The sequence below is a fragment of the Caballeronia sp. LZ001 genome, from assembly GCF_031450875.1.
GTDB lineage: Bacteria > Pseudomonadota > Gammaproteobacteria > Burkholderiales > Burkholderiaceae > Caballeronia.
On the sequence record NZ_JARTVX010000004.1, the window covers coordinates 991,532 to 1,009,477 of the forward strand.

At 63.8% G+C, this 17,946-nt stretch carries 17 protein-coding genes; 16 read left to right on the forward strand and 1 reads right to left on the reverse strand.

Annotation, left to right across the window (positions count from 1 at the left end; translation table 11 throughout):
* Positions 1–68 precede the first annotated feature (68 nt).
* The 9 genes from P9292_RS15120 (at position 69) to P9292_RS15160 (ending at position 9,127) form a co-directional block, all read left to right on the forward strand.
* A complete protein-coding gene (locus tag P9292_RS15120) occupies positions 69–1,793 on the forward strand; it encodes an MMPL family transporter (RefSeq protein ID WP_309959811.1) in 1,725 nt (574 codons plus the stop codon).
* Positions 1,790–2,980 (forward strand): beta-ketoacyl-[acyl-carrier-protein] synthase family protein, encoded by a 1,191-nt coding sequence (locus P9292_RS15125; protein ID WP_309959813.1) that lies wholly within the window; start codon positions 1,790–1,792, stop codon positions 2,978–2,980. Before P9292_RS15120 ends, P9292_RS15125 begins: the two co-directional genes overlap by 4 nt.
* Positions 2,981–3,005: 25 nt before the next feature.
* A complete protein-coding gene (locus tag P9292_RS15130) occupies positions 3,006–3,479 on the forward strand; it encodes a hotdog family protein (protein ID WP_309959815.1) in 474 nt (157 codons plus the stop codon).
* The gene (locus P9292_RS15135; RefSeq protein ID WP_309959818.1) at positions 3,476–4,201 is read left to right on the forward strand and encodes a 3-ketoacyl-ACP reductase FabG2; all 726 of its coding nucleotides are present in this window, start codon (positions 3,476–3,478) and stop codon (positions 4,199–4,201) included. Before P9292_RS15130 ends, P9292_RS15135 begins: the two co-directional genes overlap by 4 nt.
* Positions 4,201–5,427 (forward strand): beta-ketoacyl-ACP synthase, encoded by a 1,227-nt coding sequence (locus P9292_RS15140; protein WP_309959820.1) that lies wholly within the window; start codon positions 4,201–4,203, stop codon positions 5,425–5,427. The genes P9292_RS15135 and P9292_RS15140 overlap by 1 nt, the downstream gene beginning before the upstream one ends.
* Positions 5,424–6,647, forward strand: coding sequence for a beta-ketoacyl synthase N-terminal-like domain-containing protein (locus P9292_RS15145; protein ID WP_309959823.1), 1,224 nt, complete (start codon positions 5,424–5,426; stop codon positions 6,645–6,647). The genes P9292_RS15140 and P9292_RS15145 overlap by 4 nt, the downstream gene beginning before the upstream one ends.
* A gap of 57 nt (positions 6,648–6,704) precedes the next feature.
* The gene (locus tag P9292_RS15150) at positions 6,705–7,163 is read left to right on the forward strand and encodes an excinuclease ABC subunit A (protein WP_309964040.1); all 459 of its coding nucleotides are present in this window, start codon (positions 6,705–6,707) and stop codon (positions 7,161–7,163) included.
* 62 nt (positions 7,164–7,225) lie between these two features.
* A complete protein-coding gene (locus tag P9292_RS15155) occupies positions 7,226–8,500 on the forward strand; it encodes an NAD(P)/FAD-dependent oxidoreductase (RefSeq protein WP_309959825.1) in 1,275 nt (424 codons plus the stop codon).
* Between the two features lie 30 nt (positions 8,501–8,530).
* A complete protein-coding gene (locus P9292_RS15160) occupies positions 8,531–9,127 on the forward strand; it encodes a LysE family transporter (RefSeq protein WP_309959827.1) in 597 nt (198 codons plus the stop codon).
* A gap of 21 nt (positions 9,128–9,148) precedes the next feature.
* Here P9292_RS15160 and P9292_RS15165 read toward each other — a convergent pair whose 3' ends face one another.
* Positions 9,149–10,507: a nucleobase:cation symporter-2 family protein gene (locus tag P9292_RS15165; protein ID WP_244828746.1), complete on the reverse strand. Its 1,359-nt coding sequence runs from the start codon at positions 10,505–10,507 to the stop codon at positions 9,149–9,151.
* 274 nt (positions 10,508–10,781) lie between these two features.
* Between P9292_RS15165 and P9292_RS15170 the strand changes: the two genes are divergently transcribed.
* The 7 genes from P9292_RS15170 to P9292_RS15200 all read left to right on the forward strand — a co-directional run bounded on the left by P9292_RS15170 (position 10,782) and on the right by P9292_RS15200 (position 17,941).
* Complete coding sequence (locus P9292_RS15170) at positions 10,782–11,129, forward strand: response regulator (RefSeq protein ID WP_244828745.1); 348 nt, start codon at positions 10,782–10,784, stop codon at positions 11,127–11,129.
* Positions 11,130–11,441: 312 nt separating this feature from the next.
* Positions 11,442–12,374, forward strand: coding sequence for an STAS domain-containing protein (locus tag P9292_RS15175; RefSeq protein ID WP_244828744.1), 933 nt, complete (start codon positions 11,442–11,444; stop codon positions 12,372–12,374).
* 59 nt (positions 12,375–12,433) lie between these two features.
* Positions 12,434–12,790 (forward strand): STAS domain-containing protein, encoded by a 357-nt coding sequence (locus P9292_RS15180; protein ID WP_244828743.1) that lies wholly within the window; start codon positions 12,434–12,436, stop codon positions 12,788–12,790.
* A gap of 21 nt (positions 12,791–12,811) precedes the next feature.
* A complete protein-coding gene (locus P9292_RS15185; RefSeq protein WP_309959832.1) occupies positions 12,812–13,252 on the forward strand; it encodes an anti-sigma regulatory factor in 441 nt (146 codons plus the stop codon).
* A complete protein-coding gene (locus tag P9292_RS15190) occupies positions 13,237–14,280 on the forward strand; it encodes an ATP-binding SpoIIE family protein phosphatase (protein WP_250467494.1) in 1,044 nt (347 codons plus the stop codon). Before P9292_RS15185 ends, P9292_RS15190 begins: the two co-directional genes overlap by 16 nt.
* Positions 14,277–16,031: an ATP-binding protein gene (locus P9292_RS15195; protein WP_309959834.1), complete on the forward strand. Its 1,755-nt coding sequence runs from the start codon at positions 14,277–14,279 to the stop codon at positions 16,029–16,031. Before P9292_RS15190 ends, P9292_RS15195 begins: the two co-directional genes overlap by 4 nt.
* Positions 16,028–17,941, forward strand: a complete 1,914-nt coding sequence (locus P9292_RS15200) for a response regulator (protein WP_309959836.1) — start codon at positions 16,028–16,030, stop codon at positions 17,939–17,941. The genes P9292_RS15195 and P9292_RS15200 overlap by 4 nt, the downstream gene beginning before the upstream one ends.
* The last annotated feature ends 5 nt before the right edge of the window (positions 17,942–17,946 follow it).

A 17,946-nucleotide genomic window follows, 5' to 3' on the forward strand; every position in this document is an offset into this window, starting at 1 on the left:
CGTGCTCATTACCGCGAGCTTGCCCGCTTCGGCCTACGAGGTCCGGAGCCAACGCGCGGTGCGCGAATGTGTCGAGCGCGCGAGCGCGCGACTATCCGAGCGTGCAACTGTCGCGTGCGGGCGCCGTGTTTTACGCGGATGCGGCGCGCCGTCAGGCGGAGCGCGAGATGCATCTGATCGGCGCGGTATCCGCGTTGAGCATCGCGCTCATCATGTGCTGGGTCTTTCGCAGCGCGCGACTGGTTGCCTTCGGCTTCCTCTCGACGGCCATCGGTGTGGTTTGCGCGCTCGCCGTGACGCTCGCGCTTTTTGGCAAGCTGCACTTGCTGACGCTCGTGTTCGGCGCGAGTCTGATCGGAGAGGCGGTCGACTACTCGATTCAATACTTCGTCGCGCATCTGTCGATGGGCCGCGACTGGGACCCGTACAAAGGCGTAAGAAGCGTGCGCGCGGGTCTGACGATGGCACTCGGGACGAGCATTCTTGGTTACGCGATTCTCGCGGCAGTGCCGTTTCCGGCGCTGGCGCAAGTCGGCTGCTTCGCGATCGTGGGCATCGGCGTCGCCTATGCGTCCGTGCTCTGGCTGCTGCCGGCCTTGTTGCCTCAGGCGGCAAAGCGTACGCCGGATCGGCTCTTTGCACGCACGGGCCGCCTTCTCGCGTGCTGGCGCGCGGCTTTGCACGGTCGACGCGCTGTCGTGGCAGCACTCCTGATCGTCATCGCTTGTGTGCCGGGCTGGCTTCGTTTGTCCAGCGACGACGACATTCATCTGCTCGTCCGGCGCGACGCGTCGCTTGCCGCGCAGGAACAAAAGATTCGTGCGCTCGCCGGTTTCGAAGGCGGCTCTCAATTCTTTTTGATACAGGGCATCGACGAGGAAACCGTGCTGCAGCGTGCAGAGCTTCTGACGACGCGGCTCGATACGTTCATCGACGATGGCCGTGTGCGTTCCGTGCAGTCGGTGACGCAGTTCGTTCCGTCGGCGCGCACGCAACGGGAGAATCTGCGTCTCTTCGACAACCACGCATGGTCGCCAGAAGTGCTCCGAACCGCAGGGTTACGCGACGATGTGGCGCGCGGGTATGAAGCGGCGCATGACGCCGCGTCGGCCCCGCTTGGCGTGGCTGCGTGGCTCGCGGTGCCATTGAGCGCGCCTTATCGGCATCTGTGGCTGGGTCAAATGTCGACGGGCCAGTTCGCGGCGATCGTCTTGCCGATGGGCGCGCGCGCCGACGCGCTCGCGCCATTAAAGAGGCTCGCGTCATCGTTGCCCGGCACGAGCTTCGTCGACAAGGCGGCAAGCGTGTCGGGCGCATTCGGCCTTTATCGCACACAAGCGGCATGGTGGCTCGCGGCGGCTTTCGCGGCGCTTTTGGTGTCGTTCGCATGGCGTTACGGCATACGCGGCGCTTGCGTGTTGGCTGCGCCCGTGGCACTCGCCGTGGGCGCCGCGCTCGCGATGTTCGGGTATGTAGGCTCGCCGCTTAGTCTCTTCAATCTGCTTGCGCTCATGCTTGTCTTATGCGTGGGCTCGAATTACGCGGTATTCCTGCGTGAAGGAGTGATGCGTGCGTCTGCCGCCGAGCAAGCCGGCGCGGTATGGACTGGCGTGCTGCTATCGGCGGCGACTGCGCTGCTGTCGTTCGGCACGCTCGCTTTCACGTCGATGCCTGCATTGCGAAGCTTCGGAGCAACGCTTTCGGCCGGCATCGCATGCTCGGCTTGTCTGTCGCCGATGGCGCTGAACCTTTTTGCGGTAAGTCGCCGCGCAACGGACGGAGACGCGCAGTGAACGCGAACCGCATTTTTCTTCACGCGGTGGGCATGCTCAACGCGCTTGGTAGCGATCTCGACGAAATCGCGGCGTCGCTTTCGGCGGTCGAATCGCCAGGCCTTGGACCTGTGGCATCGGATCACGTGTTGAGCGGCTATCTCGGCCGCGTGCTCGCGCCGCTCGACACGACCTTGCCCGCGCATCTTGATGCTTGTGATTGCCGAAATAACCGCCTGCTCCTGGCCGCGCTTGCGCAGATCGAAGACGCCACGCAGGCCGCGCGTGAACGCTTCGGCGCACACCGGATCGGTATCGTGCTTGGCACTAGCACGTCGGGCATCGCGGCGGGCGAGGCGGCCTTGCGTCATCGCGCCGTGCATGGCGTGCTGCCGGAGCACTTCGATTACCGGCAAATGGAGATCGGTACGGTCGCAGGTTTCGCGGCGAGCGCACTCCGCCTGACCGGACCGGCATACACGGTCTCGACTGCTTGCACATCGAGTGCCAAGGCAATCATCAGCGCACAACGTCTGTTGCAGACCAATCTATGCGATGCCGTGATCGCCGGCGGCGTCGACACGCTATGCAGCCTCACGCTTCAAGGCTTCGCATCGCTCGATTCGACCAGCAACGTGCGTATGAATCCGATGAGCCGCAATCGTCAAGGCATCAATGTGGGAGAGGGCGCAGCCGTATTCCTGCTGAGCCGCGAGGAAGCGCAGGTCTCGCTGGCGGGCGTCGGTGAATCCAGCGACGCCTATCACATCTCCGCACCCGATCCAAGCGGCACGGGCGCCGAGATCGCGTTGCGGCAGGCGCTCGCGAGCGCGGGCATTGAAGCCACGCAGGTGAGCTACGTCAATCTTCATGCGACGGCTACGCGCAAGAACGACGAAATGGAAGCGGGTCTCATGCAGCGCGTATTTCCGCGAGGTGTGGCCGCGAGCGGCACGAAGCCGTTCACCGGCCATACGCTCGGCGCGGCGGCGGCGACCGAACTCGGGCTCGCGTGGCTTGCACTCGACGAGTCTCGTGGCCGCTCGCGCATTGCGCTGCCTCGGCACTTGTGGGACGGCGATGCCGATCCGGCCTTGCACCGGCTCGATCTCATCGAGGACACGCGCACGCTCGCTGGCAACGCCTACGTCATGAGCAATTCGTTCGCCTTCGGCGGCAGCAACGCGAGCTTGATCCTTCATGGCTGAAGCACCGCAATCCATTGAGTCGACCATGAATCGAAGACAACAATTCCTGTCCATTGGTGAGCTGCTGCCGCATCGCGGCACCATGAGGCTGCTCGATTCCGTGCTCGATTGCGGACCAGAGACCATCCGAGTGCTGGCCCGCGTGGACCGCGACGCCTGGTATGCCGACGCGCATGGCGCGATGCCCGCGTGGATCGGTATCGAGCTGATGGCACAGGCGATCGGCGCGCACGTGGGTCTGCACGCCCGGCGGAAAGGCGGCGCTGCCCGCCCGGGCGTGCTGCTCGGCACGCAGCGTTACCACGCGAACGTGAGCTCGTTCGACGTGGATGCGTGTCTTCTCATCGACGCGCAACTCGTCCTGCAAAGCGACGATGGTCAGGGCGCATACGAATGCGCGATTTCAAATGACGACGGGCTCCGCCTGGCTCACGCCGTCATCAAGGTTTATCAGCCAGGCGATTTCCAGACATTCATGGAAGGGAGTTTGAAGTCATGACACGGCGTGTTCTCGTCACCGGCGCAAGCCGCGGCATCGGCCGCGCCATTGCAACTCGGCTCGCTCGCGACGGCTTCGCCATTGGCGTGCATTGCCGTTCGGGCCGCACGGAAGGGGAAGCGGTCGTCGATTCGATCATCGCGTCGGGCGGCGCTGCGCATCTGCTGCAATTCGACGTATGCGATCGCGCGGCCGCACGCGCGGCGCTCGATGCGGACCTCGCGGCGCACGGTCCTTATTACGGCGCCGTATGTTGCGCCGGCATCACGCGCGACGCCGCGTTTCCGGCATTGACCGACGACGACTGGAACACCGTGATCGACACGGCCCTCGACGGATTCTTCAATGTGGTCCAGCCGCTTTCCATGCCGATGGTGCGCGCGAAAGCAGGCGGCCGCATCGTCACGATCGCTTCGGTGTCGGGCGTGACCGGCAATCGTGGGCAGGTGAACTACAGCGCGGCGAAGGCCGGCGTGATCGGCGCGAGCAAGGCGCTCGCGGTGGAGTTCGCGAGCCGCTACATCACCGTGAACTGCGTCGCGCCGGGGCTCATCGATACGGACATGCTGGACGGCCTGCCTGTCGAGCACATCCTCAAATCCGTGCCGATGAATCGCGTCGGCCTGCCCGACGAAGTGGCCGCCGTGGTGTCGTTCCTCATGTCGGATGGCGCGTCGTACGTCACGCGACAAGTGATCGGCGTCAATGGAGGGATGGTGTGATGAAACGAGTGGTCGTGACCGGAATGGGTGGCGTGACCTCGCTCGGAGATGACTGGGCGACGATCGCAGGCAATCTTGCCGTCGGACGAAACGCGGTGCGGCGCATGCCGCAATGGGACTTTTTCGAAGCGCTGCATACGCGGCTCGCGTGCCCGTTGCCCGCGTTCGACATGCCCACGCATTATCCGCGCAAGAAGACGCGCTCCATGGGCACGGTCTCGCTTTACGCCGTGCGCGCAAGCGAGTTGGCGCTCGCGGATGCGGGCCTCGCCGCCGATACCTCCATTGCCGATGGCCGCATGGGCGTGGCATACGGTTCGTCGTCGGGATCGGTCGAGCCGATTCGTGCGTTCGGTTCGATGCTCGGCAGCGGCTCGATGAGCGCCGTGACGTCCAACTCCTACGTGCAGATGATGCCGCACACGACCGCCGTCAATGTCGGCTTGTTCTGGGATCTAAAGGGCCGAGTGATTCCGACGTCGAGCGCCTGCACCTCCGGCAGTCAGGCGATCGGCTATGCGTTCGAGGCGATCCCCCACGGCTATCAGACGATGATGCTCGCAGGCGGCGCGGAGGAACTGTCGGGACCGGCGGTCGCGGTGTTCGACACGCTTTACGCCACGAGTACTCGCAACGACGTGCCGCACGCCACACCACGCCCCTTCGATGCGGCACGCGACGGGCTTGTCGTGGGCGAGGGTGCGGCCACTTTCGTGCTCGAAGAGTATGAGCACGCAAAGGCGCGAGGCGCGAACATTCACGCGGAGATTTCCGGCTTCGCGACCAATGCCGACGGCGCACATATGACGCAGCCCAATGCCGTGACAATGGCCCGTGCCATGAGCACCGCGCTCGACAACGCGCGGCTCTCCGCCAGTGCAATCGGTTACGTCAACGCGCACGGCACGGCGACAGAGCGCGGCGATATTGCCGAAAGCCATGCGACGGCGAGTGTGTTTGGCGCGCGCATGCCGATCAGTTCGCTGAAAAGCTACATCGGGCACACGCTTGGCGCGTGTGGGGCGATCGAAGCGTGGTGGACGATCGAGATGATGAAGCGCCAGAGCTTCGCGCCCACGCTCAATCTCGAGACGGTCGATCCGGCTTGCGCGACGCTCGATTACATCGTTGGCGACGCGCGGCGCATCGACACCGAGTACGTGATGAGCAACAACTTTGCGTTTGGCGGTATCAATACGTCGCTGATCTTGAGGCGTGCTGCATGAGGGAGGCAAGGCGCGTCGTCGTGACGGGCATGGGCGTGGTGTCGTGCCTGGGCAATACGCTCGTCAGCTTCGCCACCGCGTTGCGCGAGTCGCGAAGCGGGCTTTCGCGCATCGAGGCGTGGCGCTCGCTCGGGCTGCCGAGCCAGGTGGCCGGCCGTGCGAGTGTTGCACTGAGCCCTTCGCTCGATCGCAAGCTACTGCGCTTCGTCGGCGATACGGGCCGCTTCGCTTGTCATGCGGCGCGAGCAGCGATCGACGATGCGGGTCTCGACGCCGCTCGTCTTCGCGCGCGCGATGTCGGCGCCGTGGTCGGATCGGGCGTCGGCGCGGTAAGCGCTTATGACGAAGCCATGGCGCTCGTCGCGGCGCGCGGTATCGAGAAGGTCGGGCCTTATGTCGTGCCGCGCGTGATGAGCAGTACCTGTTCGGCGGCGCTCGCTTATGCGCACGGCATGCAGGGAATCGTTTATTCGCCGTCGGCCGCGTGCTGTACTTCGGCGATTGCAATCGGCCAGGCCATGCAATTAATCCAGAGCGGCGCGCAGACCATCGTGCTCGCGGGCGGCAGCGAGGAATTGCACACCGGCACGGCGCTGATGTTCGGCGCGATGGGCGTGCTTGCCACGGCATCGAACGAAAACTCGCTCGCCGCATCGAGGCCTTATGACGAAGCTCGCGATGGCTTCGTGATGGCGTCGGGTGCGGGCGTGCTGGTCCTGGAGGAGCGAAGCCATGCGCTTGCGCGCGGCGCACGCATCCATGCGGAAGTCACTGGCTTCGGACACGTGACGGAGGGAGGCGAGATGATCGGGCCGGGGCGCGGCAGCATCGCGGCCGCGATTCGCGATGCGCTGGGCAACGGGGGCGCACCCGACTACGTCAATACGCACGCGCCTTCGACACCACTTGGCGATATCGAGGAATTGCACGCACTCGTCGATGTATTCGGTGGAGCGCCACCGCCGTTTTCGTCGATCAAGGGACTGTGCGGCCATGCGCTTGGCGCAAGCGGCGCGCTCGACGCGATCGCCACACTGTCGATGATGCGCGGTGGCTTCATGGCCGGCACGCCAAATCTCGCCACGCGCGTTCCGTTAGCTCACAACCTGCCGCTCGTCGAGCAAGTGCGCGATGCGCGTATTCGCGAGGCGCTGTCGGTTTCTTTCGGCTTCGGCGGCGTGGCGGCATGTATTGCCTTTCGGGCGGCGGATAGCGTTTGAAGCGCTCGTCTGGCGAACGAATCGAATCAGTCTTTCAACCACTTAAAGAAGCAAATGATGAAGAAGCATTCTTTGATGTCCGCTCTGCTTGCAGTGATTCTTGCGGCGGTGAGCGCGCAGGCATTGGCGCGCAATACCGTTCACTTCTATTCGATCGAAGAAGCGCTGAAGAGCGCAGATAACGCGGAAAACCCCGTGGCGCTCAATCCGGAAATCGCGCTTTACTTCGGAAATCAGGCGCATCCGGAAGTCGCGACATCGTCAGGCGAGGTCTCGACGAATAAGAAGACCTTGGCTAAGGAGGCCGGTGATGAGCCTAACTGCAAGCATGTGTTTCTGTCCGCAATCATCCAGTTGCAGCAAGCGGCAAAGCAACACGGCGCAGACGCTGTCGTCAACATTCGCAGCAACTACAAGAATGAGGTGCGCTCGAGCGCGACCGAATACACCTGTGGCGCGGGGCTGGCGTTGGCTGGCGTCGCGCTGAAGGGCGAACTCGTCAAGCTGAAGAAGTAACTGCGGCGCTGTGCCTGCAGTGACGTCGAGCGCACTGCGGGCCGAATCCAAGGATGACTGTGTTGAACAAAGTACTGAACGAAGCGACGGTCGACGTCGCAATCATTGGCGCGGGGCCTTCGGGCGCGGTCGCGGCGGCGCTTCTGCGGCAGCAAGGCCATACGGTGCTGGTGCTGGAACGTCAGACCTTCCCGCGTTTTTCGATAGGCGAGAGTCTGTTGCCGCAAAGCATGGCTTATCTGGAAGAGGCGGGCATGCTTCAGGCGGTTGTGGAGGCGGGATTCCAGCACAAGAACGGTGCGCGTTTCGTGCATGGCGACCGTTCGTCGGAATACGATTTCCGCGATAAATTCTCGTCAGGATGGGGAACGACGTATCAGGTGGAACGCGCGGCCTTCGACCAGATCCTGATTGATTGCGCCGCGCGCGCGGGCGCCGACGTGCGCTTCGGCCACGAAGTCCGTGCGATGACTACCGGCGACGCGCCGATGCTCGACGTAGCGGACGCCGAAGGTCGGCCATATCGCGTAGAAGCGCGATTCGTGCTCGATGCCAGCGGCTTTGGCCGCGTGCTGCCGCGACTTCTCGGCCTCGAAGCGCCAACGCGTTTTCCGGTGCGCAGCGCGCTTTTCACGCATGTTTTCGACTGCATTCCGGCGGGCAGCACGGATCGCGACAAGATCGTGGTGGCCGTGCATCCCGAACATCGCGACGTGTGGTTCTGGATGATTCCGCTTGCGAAGGGTCGGACCTCGGTGGGCTGCGTGGCTGAGAGCGCGTTCCTCGACGTGCCCGAAGCGCGGCGCGCTGACGTGCTGCGCAAAATGATGAAGAGCGAGCCGACCATCGGCGCCCTGATCGGCGATGCGCAGTTTTGCATGCCGCCGCGTCATATCGGCGGATATTCCGCGAACGTCGAGCGTCTGCACGGCTCGGGCTATGCGCTGCTCGGCAACGCGGGCGAGTTTCTCGATCCCGTGTTCTCGTCGGGTGTCACGATTGCACTACGCTCGGCGCATCTCGCAGCGCATACGTTGCATCGGCAACTGGGCGGTGCGTCGGTCGACTGGGCGAGCGAGTTCGACGAGCCGTTGCGCCGTGGCATCGATACCTTTCGCGCGTTCGTCGAGCGCTGGTACTCGGGGCGCCTGCAGGACATCATTTTCCATCCGCATCAGAGCGACTCGATCCGTCGCATGATCGCGGCCGTCCTGGCCGGCTACGCTTGGGATGAAACCAATCCGTTCGTCGCCAATCCGGCGCGCCGTCTCGACACGCTGTGGGAGCTATGCGCGGGCGCCTCTTCGGTGGATGCCTCGTATCCATCTCTTTCTTAAGATCAAAGGCACCGCAGCCGTACTATTCCGATGCCGCATTTATCTTCCCTGCTGTTTCTCGTGGGCGTGATTCTGGTTCTGATCACGCCGGGGCCGACCAATACGTTGCTCGCCGCTGCGGGGCTGTGCTCAGGCTTGCGGCGCGCAGCGCCGCTTGTGCTGGCGGAAGCGGCGGGCTATGGAGTATCGATCACGGCGTGGGGTTGTATCTTCGCCCACGCCGCCGGCTGGCTCAACGGATTGCCCTTCGTCTTGCGCGCCGCGAGCATCGTCTATGTGGCGGTGCTGGCGATACAGATGTGGCGGACGGCCGGCGCATCGCCTGATTCGCCGCAAGCGCGCGTGGCGATGAAGCCGCTCTTCGCCGCAACCGTGCTCAACCCCAAAGCCATGCTGTTCGCGACTACACTCTTTCCCGCCGGGGCGTTCGAGGGGCTCGCCTCGTACGCCAAGGCTATGTCGCTCTTCACGGTCGTGCTCGTTCCCATTGGCCTATTATGGATAGCTTTCGGCGCGGCGCTCGGGGCGGGCGGCCCAACATGGCTCAATGCTAGGCGCGTGCAGCGTGGCGCCGCGGTCATGCTCGGTCTCTTCGCCGTGGTGCTGTCTAGCCACCTGTTTCGCTAACCACGCGGGGCCAGTTGGAGCTCACTCCTCCCCCTGCCTCAAACTCAACGGCATTTCCCCCGCAATCTCGCGCTCGACATCCGCCGCCGCTCTGCCGCGATTGAAGAACGCATTGAGCAGGATCGCAAACACGGCAGCAAGCGTGATGCCGCTGTGCGTCAACGGCCCGGCCCACGCCGGCATGTGCGCAAAGAACGTCGGCGCGACGAGCGGAATCACGCCCACGCCCAGACTGATCGCGATGATCAGCAAGTTGTTCTTGCTCTCGTAATCGACCTTGCCGAGTATCTTCACGCCCGTGGCCGCGACCATGCCGAACATCGCGATTCCCGCGCCGCCCAACACGACCACGGGAATCGATGCGATCAAATTCGACAGCTTCGGCAAGAGCCCGAGCAATATCAGGATCACGCCCGATACCGCGACTACCCAGCGGCTCTTCACGCCCGTAATCCCGACGAGTCCGATGTTTTGCGAAAACGAGCTATGCGGAAACGTATTGAAGATGCCGCCGATCACCGTGCCAAGGCCATCGGTGCGTAAGCCACGCGTTGCGTCGCCGCGCGATACCGGCCGCCCCGCGAGATCGCCCAGCGCGAGAAACATGCCGAGCGATTCCACCATGATGACGACCATCACGAGACACAGCGACGCAATCGCCGCGATATCGAAAGTCGGCCAGCCGAAAGCGAACGGCCGCACCGGAGAAAACCATGCCGCTTGAGCGGTGCCCGAGACATCGACGAGTCCGAGCGCCAACGCGACCGCGAAGCCAATCGCCATGCCGAGCAGCACGGAGATATTCGCGAGAAAGCCGCGCAGATACTTGTTGATGACGAGAATCGCCAGCAGCACGATGCCCGCGATCATCAAGTTCTTCGGATCGCCGAAATTAGGCGCGCCGCGCCCGCCGCCCGCCCAGTTGATCGCCACCGGAAAGAGCGTCATGCCTATGGTCAGGATGATCGTGCCCGTGACGATAGGCGGAAAGAAGCGCATCAGCCGCCCGAAAAATGGCGCGATGAGTATGGCGAACACGCCCGCCGCGATGGTCGCGCCGAAGATGGCGGTGAGCCCCGCGCCCGACGAAGCCATGGCGACCATCGGCCCGACCGGCGCGAAACTCACGCCCATGATGACCGGCAAGCGAATGCCGAATTTCCATACGCCGATGCACTGCACCAACGTCACGATCCCGCACGCGAAGAGGTCCGAGCTGATGAGAAACGCGACCTGATCCTTCGGCAGCTTGAGCGCCGCGCCAATGATGAGCGGCACCGCAATCGCGCCCGCATACATCACGAGCACGTGCTGTATGCCCACTGCAAGCATGGCGGGCAAGGGCAGCACTTCATCGACGGGATGGATCGTGTGGGCCATGTGTGCTCCGCAAGTTTCATGGTTGTCCTGCTCCGGGCGAGTATTGCACCGGCACGCTCCTGGAAAAATATTCGCGCCGCTATAGATGGCATGCAATGGCGCATCGACGCGCCGACTCAAGCGGCGAACGGCCAAACCTTCGCCGCTTTCGGTACGAATGTGCTGGCGCCAGAGTGGATGGACTACACTCTTTCTCGCGCGCGGCGTCATAGGTTGCTTGGATTTTTTTGCGTACCGCTGGCGCATCGTTTCGGTCGTACCGGAGCCAGTCACGATGAACCTGTTGCTCGTCGACGATAATGAAGCCTGCATCGAGACTCTCGCCGATATCGCGACGAGTCTCGGGCACACCGCTGCCATTGCGTACGACGGCGCCGGTTGTCTGGCGCTCACGAGTCACACACGTTTCGACCGCATCTTTCTCGACATTTCCCTGCCCGACGCCGACGGCCGCGACATCTGCAGCCGGATTCGCGCCGCCGGTCTTTCGCGCGACGCCCGCATCATCGCAATGACGGGTCACTCCGATTTCGTCGATGGAAGCGGCGAAACGGAATTCGACGGTTATCTCCTCAAGCCCATCAGCCTCCAGGCGCTGGAACTATTCCTGCTGACACGCTGACTTGGTCTGATTGCATGGGATAGTTTTGACCGGCTTCTGTCCATCCCGGATCGAACGACCGGAAGCAATTGCCGATCGCTTGCGAATCGCTTTATCGAGCTATCGAAAATGCGCGGAAGGCACGCGCCAAAAGGCTTCGCGGACTGTCGATTTTTGAGACGACGTGCTACATTCCGAGCGCCTTTGCGTTGCTTTCGGTCATTCGCAGTTCTGCGTGGCCGATCGTTGCAGCGCAAAAGCGCTTTCGCCCGGCGCGGCTCGCCAGTCATCCTACGGACGCGCGCATAAAAACATTCGCACAGGAATCTCGGCATGGATATGGTCGGCGGAACTCGGCTAGCCCAATTGTTCAACAGCAACCAGGCGGGACTGCTCGCCGAGTGGATCACGCAGCAGCATGCAATCGCATCGCGGCGCGGACTGGTCGGCGAAGCGGAGTTGCGCAATCAGTTCGGGCAGTTCGTCGAACTCATGGTGGCCGCGCTCGGCGCAAGCGACACGGTCGACTTCGAATCGAGCGCGTGGCAGGAAGTGCGCGCATTTCTCGCCGATATGTCCGGCCAACGCGCGCGTCAGGGTTTCTCGCCGGTCGAGACCGCGATGTTCGTGTTCTCGCTGAAGCAGCCGCTGTTCGCGCGCCTGCGCGCATCGCTCGAAGGCGAGCCCGCGACGCTTGCCGATCTCACCTGGACCATCAGCACACTCTTCGACGCGCTCGGCCTCTACACCACCGAAGTGTTCCAGGCGAGCCGTGAGCAAGTGATCGTACGTCAGCAACAAGAGTTGCTCGAACTGTCCACGCCTGTCGTGCAACTGTGGGACGGCATCCTCGCGTTGCCGCTCATCGGCACGCTGGATTCGGCGCGCACGCAGGTGGTCATGGAAAACCTGCTGCAGAAGATCGTCGAGACGGGCGCCGCCATCTCGATCATCGACATCACGGGCGTGCCGACCGTCGATACGCTCGTCGCGCAGCATCTGCTGAAGACCGTGGCGGCGGCGCGTTTGATGGGCGCGGACTGCATCATCAGCGGGATTCGGCCGCAGATTGCGCAGACCATCGTGCATTTGGGCGTAAACCTATCCAACGTCACGACGAAGGCAACGCTCGCGGCGGCGTTCGTCGTCGCGCTGCAGCGCACCGGCAAGTCGCTCTCCGTCGAAAACACGCAGCGCGGGGGCAAGAGCGGCGCATCCGGCACAGCAGGCCCGGCGGGTTCGTACGACGCGCTGCAAGCCGAATGACGGCGCGCGTCGACAACCGCCACGCACAACGCGATTAGAAAGACCGAACGGGGCCAGCGATGGAACGCATTCCGATTCTCACGATGGGCAAGCTGCTGCTCGTCACCATTCAAGTGGACATGCACGACCGTCTTGCGCTCACGCTGCAGGACGATCTGACGAGCCGTATCGTGAAAGATGGCGCGCGCGGCGTGCTGATCGACATTTCTTCACTCGACGTGGTCGATTCGTTCATCGGCCGCATGATCGGCAACACGGCGGCCATGGCGCGCGTGCTCGATGCGCAGACGGTGGTCGTCGGCATGCAGCCATCGGTTGCGATCACGCTCGTGGAACTCGGGCTCGCGCTGCCGGGCGTGCGCACCGCGCTGAACGTCGAGAAGGGCATGGCGTTGCTCAATCAGAGCATCTACTGACGGCCGCATGTGACGCCTTCCATGACGACCTTCACTTCATCAGCCGCGCAAGCCGCCTCGACGTCGCCCATCACGCTGCCGATCCGCTCCGACGAGCAGATCGTGCGCTTGCGTCAGCTCGTGCGCGAAAAAGCCGTCGCGCAGGGCTTGTCGCTCATCGATCAGACCAAGTTCGTGACGGCCGCAAGCGAGCTGGCACGCAACACGCTCATCTACGGTGGCGGCGGCGACGTGCATTGCTTACTCGTCGAGCGCAATGGGCGCCGTGGCCTCAAACTCGAATTCGTCGATCAGGGGCCCGGTATTCCGGATATTGCCCGCGCGTTGTCCGACGGCTTCAGCTCGGGTCATGGTCTCGGGCTTGGTCTGGGCGGCGCAAAGCGCCTGTGCGACGAGTTCGAGATTCGCTCGGCGCCGGGCGAGGGCACTTACGTTTCGATCACCAAATGGAAACCGTTTTGAAGGAATCGATGGCCGCGCAGCAGCGCTTCGAAATCGCGGAGGCGAGTCAGATCGCCTTTGCCCGGCGCGCTATCGGCGAACTCGCGCGCGGCCTCGGTTTCAACGAGACGGTCGCGGGAAAACTGGCGATCGTCGTGACCGAATGCAGCACCAATCTGCTGAAGCATGCCGAGCGCGGCGAGTTGCTGGTGCGGCCGCTCGAAGATAGCGGGCGTTACGGCATCGAAGTACTGTGCATCGACAGCGGACCGGGAATCGCGGATCTTTACCGGTGCTTCGAGGACGGTTACACGACCGCCGGCAGCCCGGGCAACGGCATGGGCGCAATCAAACGTCTGTCCGACGAACTCGACATCTGGAGCCAGCCGGGACAAGGCACGGTGCTGCGCACGGTGTTCTGGAGCGGCGAAGCCAACCATGCGGCACCGGCGCGCGTGACGTATGGCGTGGTCAATCTGCCGCTCGAAACCGAAACCGTTTCCGGCGATGCCTGGTCCTGCCACATGGGCGAGAACGACTTCACCGTGCTCGTCGCCGATGGCCTGGGGCACGGTCCGCTTGCCAATCTCGCGGCAATCGAAGCGGCGAAAATTCTGGGCACGGACGGCGACGCATCGCTCGAACGCATCATGGAACTGGCAAACGGCGCGCTGCGCACCACTCGCGGCGCGGCAGTGGGCATCGCGCGCGTGCCGTTTGCCAGTGACTCGGCGGCGGTCGCGTTTGCGGGCATCGGCAATATTTCGGCGAGTGTGTGGTCGCTCGACACGCACAAGCATCTGGTCTCGCACAGCGGCATTGTCGGGCACGCGGCCCGGCGTGCGCAGCAATTCGCGACGCCTTATCCCGCGCACGCGCTCATCGTGCTGCATTCGGACGGGCTTACGTCGCGCTGGGATCTCGCGCGTTATCCGGGTTTGAATCTGCGCCATCCTTCGCTAGTTGCGGCGCTTTTGTATCGCGATTTCACGCGCGGCCGCGACGACGTCACGGTTTTTGTCGCGCGCATGGGCGTGCGTGCGCCATGACGACGCGCTTCTATTCGATGCGGCTCGAAAGCGAGCACGATATCGTCGCGGCGCGGCGCAAGTCGCGCGATGCGAGCGCGGGACTCGGTTTCTCGTCGCAGGATCAGACGCGCATCGCGACTTCGGTGCTGGAAGCGGCGCGCACGGTGCTGCTCGCGGGCACGTCCGCACGCGCCGATTTTCTCGTCGATACGGACGCGCGGCCGGCCCGCTTCGTCGTGCGCTTTTTTGCAAGCGCCGGTGCGGGCGAGCGTCTGCGCGCGGTCAGAACCGACGATTCGCAAGCCGCGCTCGGCCTGCTCGCGGCACAGCGATTGATGGACGAATGCGCCATCGCCGAGGAAGCCGACGGCGGCACGTCTATCTCGCTCGCGAAGGCGCTGCCGGACAACGCGCCCTTCGATGCAACGTCGGCCCGCTCGGTCGCCGACACGCTCTCCGCTTCCACGGACGTCGATTCCACCGCTGAATTGCAGCGTCAGAACCGCGAATTGATCGGCGCGCTGGCCGACTTGCGCGAGCGTCAGGAAGAACTCACGCATCTCACGCGCGAACTCGAAGATACGAATCGCGGCGTGGTGGCGCTTTATGCCGAACTGGATGCACGCGCCGATCATCTGCGTCGCGCGGACGAGTCCAAATCGCGCTTTTTGTCGAACATGAGTCACGAGTTCCGCACGCCGCTTTCGTCGATCCGTGCGTTGTCCAAGCTCTTGCTCGAACGTATCGACGGCGAGCTGACCGAGGAGCAGGAAAAGCAGGTGCGCTTCATTCGCCGGGCGGCGGAAGACTTGTCCGAAACGGTCGATGATCTGCTCGACCTCGCCAAGATCGAAGCGGGCAAGATCGACGTGCGTCCCGTCGAATTCGAAGTCGATACGCTTTTTTCCGCGCTGCGCGGCATGCTGCGGCCGCTTTCACCGGGCGGCGCGGTCGACTTGATTTTCGATTCGTGCGTGGGCCTGCCGCCCATTCGCACCGACGAAGCGAAGGTCGCGCAAGTGCTGCGAAACTTCGTGTCGAACGCGCTCAAGTTCACGGAGCGCGGCGAAGTGCGCGTAAGCGCGAGTTACGACGAAGCGCGGCGGCTGATTACGTTCGCGGTCGCGGACACGGGCATCGGCATCGCGGCCGAACATCAGCACGTGGTATTCGAGGAATTCGGCCAGGTCGAGAACCGGCTGCAGCAATACGTCAAAGGCACGGGGCTCGGTTTGCCGCTGTGCCGCAAGCTCTGCAAGCTGCTTGGCGGCGATGTGTCGCTCACGAGCGAACCGGGGCGCGGCTCGACCTTCAGCGCGACCATGCCCGCTTATTACGGCGACGAACACGACATCGCGCATACCGAACATTCCGCCGCCGACGACCCTCGTCCGATGGTGCTCGTCGTCGCGAGCAATCCGATCGAGCGACTCGATTGCGAAGCGGCCTTGCGGCAGTCGCCGTATCGCGCGATGACGGCCGCGACGCTCGACGAAGCGACCCGCGCGCTTACTCGCACACCGCCCGCCGCGCTTTTGTTGACCGTGCGGCCCGCGCCGGTCGAAGCGTGGACGTGGCTCGCCGCGTTGCGCGCGCAGGCGGCCATGCGCAACCTGCCGATCGTCGTGCTCGGCGAGGCCGAGGACCGTGGCGAGGCGGAAGCGTTGGGCGCGGCGGCGTTCATCGGCAAACCGGTGGCGGGCAGTGAACTCGCGAGTGTGCTCGCGGCGGTGACGGACGCCCACCGCGCTTACGGAACAGAGTCATGACGAGCGACTGGAGCGAGGTGCTGATCCTCAACGTCGACGACAACGACGGCGCGCGCTATGCGAAAACGCGCATTCTGTCGCGCGCGGGGTTCAATGTCATCGAAGCCGCTACCGGCACGACGGCGCTCGAACGCGTGCGCGCCGAATCGCCCGACCTCGTTTTGCTCGACGTGAAACTGCCCGATATCAACGGGCTCGAAGTGTGCAGGCTCATCAAGGCTTCGCCGGAGACGGCGGGCACGCTCGTGCTGCAGACATCGGCGGCGGCCGTGCATAGCCTCGATCGCATTCGCGGTCTGGAAGGCGGCGCGGACAGTTACCTCACCGAACCCGTCGAGCCCGCCGAATTGATCGCGCATGTGCGTGCGTTGTTGCGCGTGCGGCTTGCGGAAAGCGCGTTGCGGGAAAGCGAGGAGCGGTTTCGTCAGCTTGCCGAGAATATCGACGACATTTTCTGGATGCTCGATCCCGCGACCAATCAGTTGCTCTACGTGAGCCCCGCTTACGCGCGCCTGTGGGATACGCGCCAGGGCGCGCCGCTGCCCACGCCGGGCGTGGATCACTGGTCCAACGAAGTGCATCCGCTCGACCGCGAGCATGTGGGCGCGGCGTACCGGGAACTGGCGGCGCACGGCACGCCTTATCAGGAAGAGTTTCGCGTCACGGGTGCCGAGGGCGGTCCGCGCTGGATGGCCGAGCGCGCGTTCCCGATACGCGGCGTGGGCGGACGGCCGGATCGCATTGCGGGCGTCGTCAACGATATTTCCGAGCGCAAGGCCGCGGAAATGCTGCTGCGCGACGCCGATCGCCGTAAGGACGAATTCCTTGCGATGCTCGCGCACGAGTTGCGCAATCCGCTCGCGCCAATACAAAACGCCGTCGATTTGCTCGATCCGAAGCGCAAGCCTTCGCCGCAGCACTTTGAAACGGTGCGTACGATCATCGACCGTCAGGTGCGGCATTTGAGCCGTCTTGTCGACGATCTGCTCGATGTCGCGCGCATCACGCAAGGCAAGATCACGCTGCGTCAGGAAGCGGTGGATGTGGCAATGGCAATCGAAGCGGCCATCGAAACCGCGCAGCCCGCGCTGCAGAGAAAACGCCATACGCTCACGACCAAGCTCGGCGATTTGCCGTTATTTATCGTGGGCGATAGCGTGCGGATTGCGCAGGTGTTCGGCAACCTGTTGTCGAATGCATCGAAGTACAGCGTCGAGGAAGGCGAGATCGAGATCGAGACGGCGCGGGTCGGCGACCAGGCGCGCATCAGCGTGCGCGACAAGGGCATCGGAATTGCCGCCGACGTGCTGCCGCATATCTTCGATTTGTTCGTGCAGTCGGAGACATCGCTGGAGCGTTCGGAAGGCGGGCTCGGCATCGGCTTGCCGCTTGCGAGGACGCTCGTCGAGTTGCAGGGCGGACGTATCGAAGCGTATTCGGCGGGACTGCAACAGGGCAGCGAGTTCGTCGTGTGGTTGCCGCTTGCGTGTGGACCGCAGGCGGTGCCGGTTCCGCGTGTCGAGATCGCGCCGGGATCGAGCGGCGGCAGACGCGTGCTGCTCGTGGATGACAGCGTGGACGCGGCAACCGCCATGGGTCTTCTGCTCGAAGCCGATGGCTACGATGTGCGCGTCGTCCACGATGCGACGGCTGCGCTCGAGATCAGCGAGACATTCGCGCCGCAGATCGTGCTGCTGGATATCGGCTTACCGGGGATGGATGGATTCCGCCTCGCCTGCGAGATGCGCAAGCGTCCGGCGACCGCGGATGCGCTCTTGATCGCGGTGACGGGTTATGGACAGGCGCATGACCGGCAACGGTCGAAGGAAGCCGGGTTCGATCATCATCTCGTGAAGCCGGTGGCGTTCGAGGAAATTCAGAAGGCGGTGGCGGGGCGGTTTGGGGCTTGAACGCC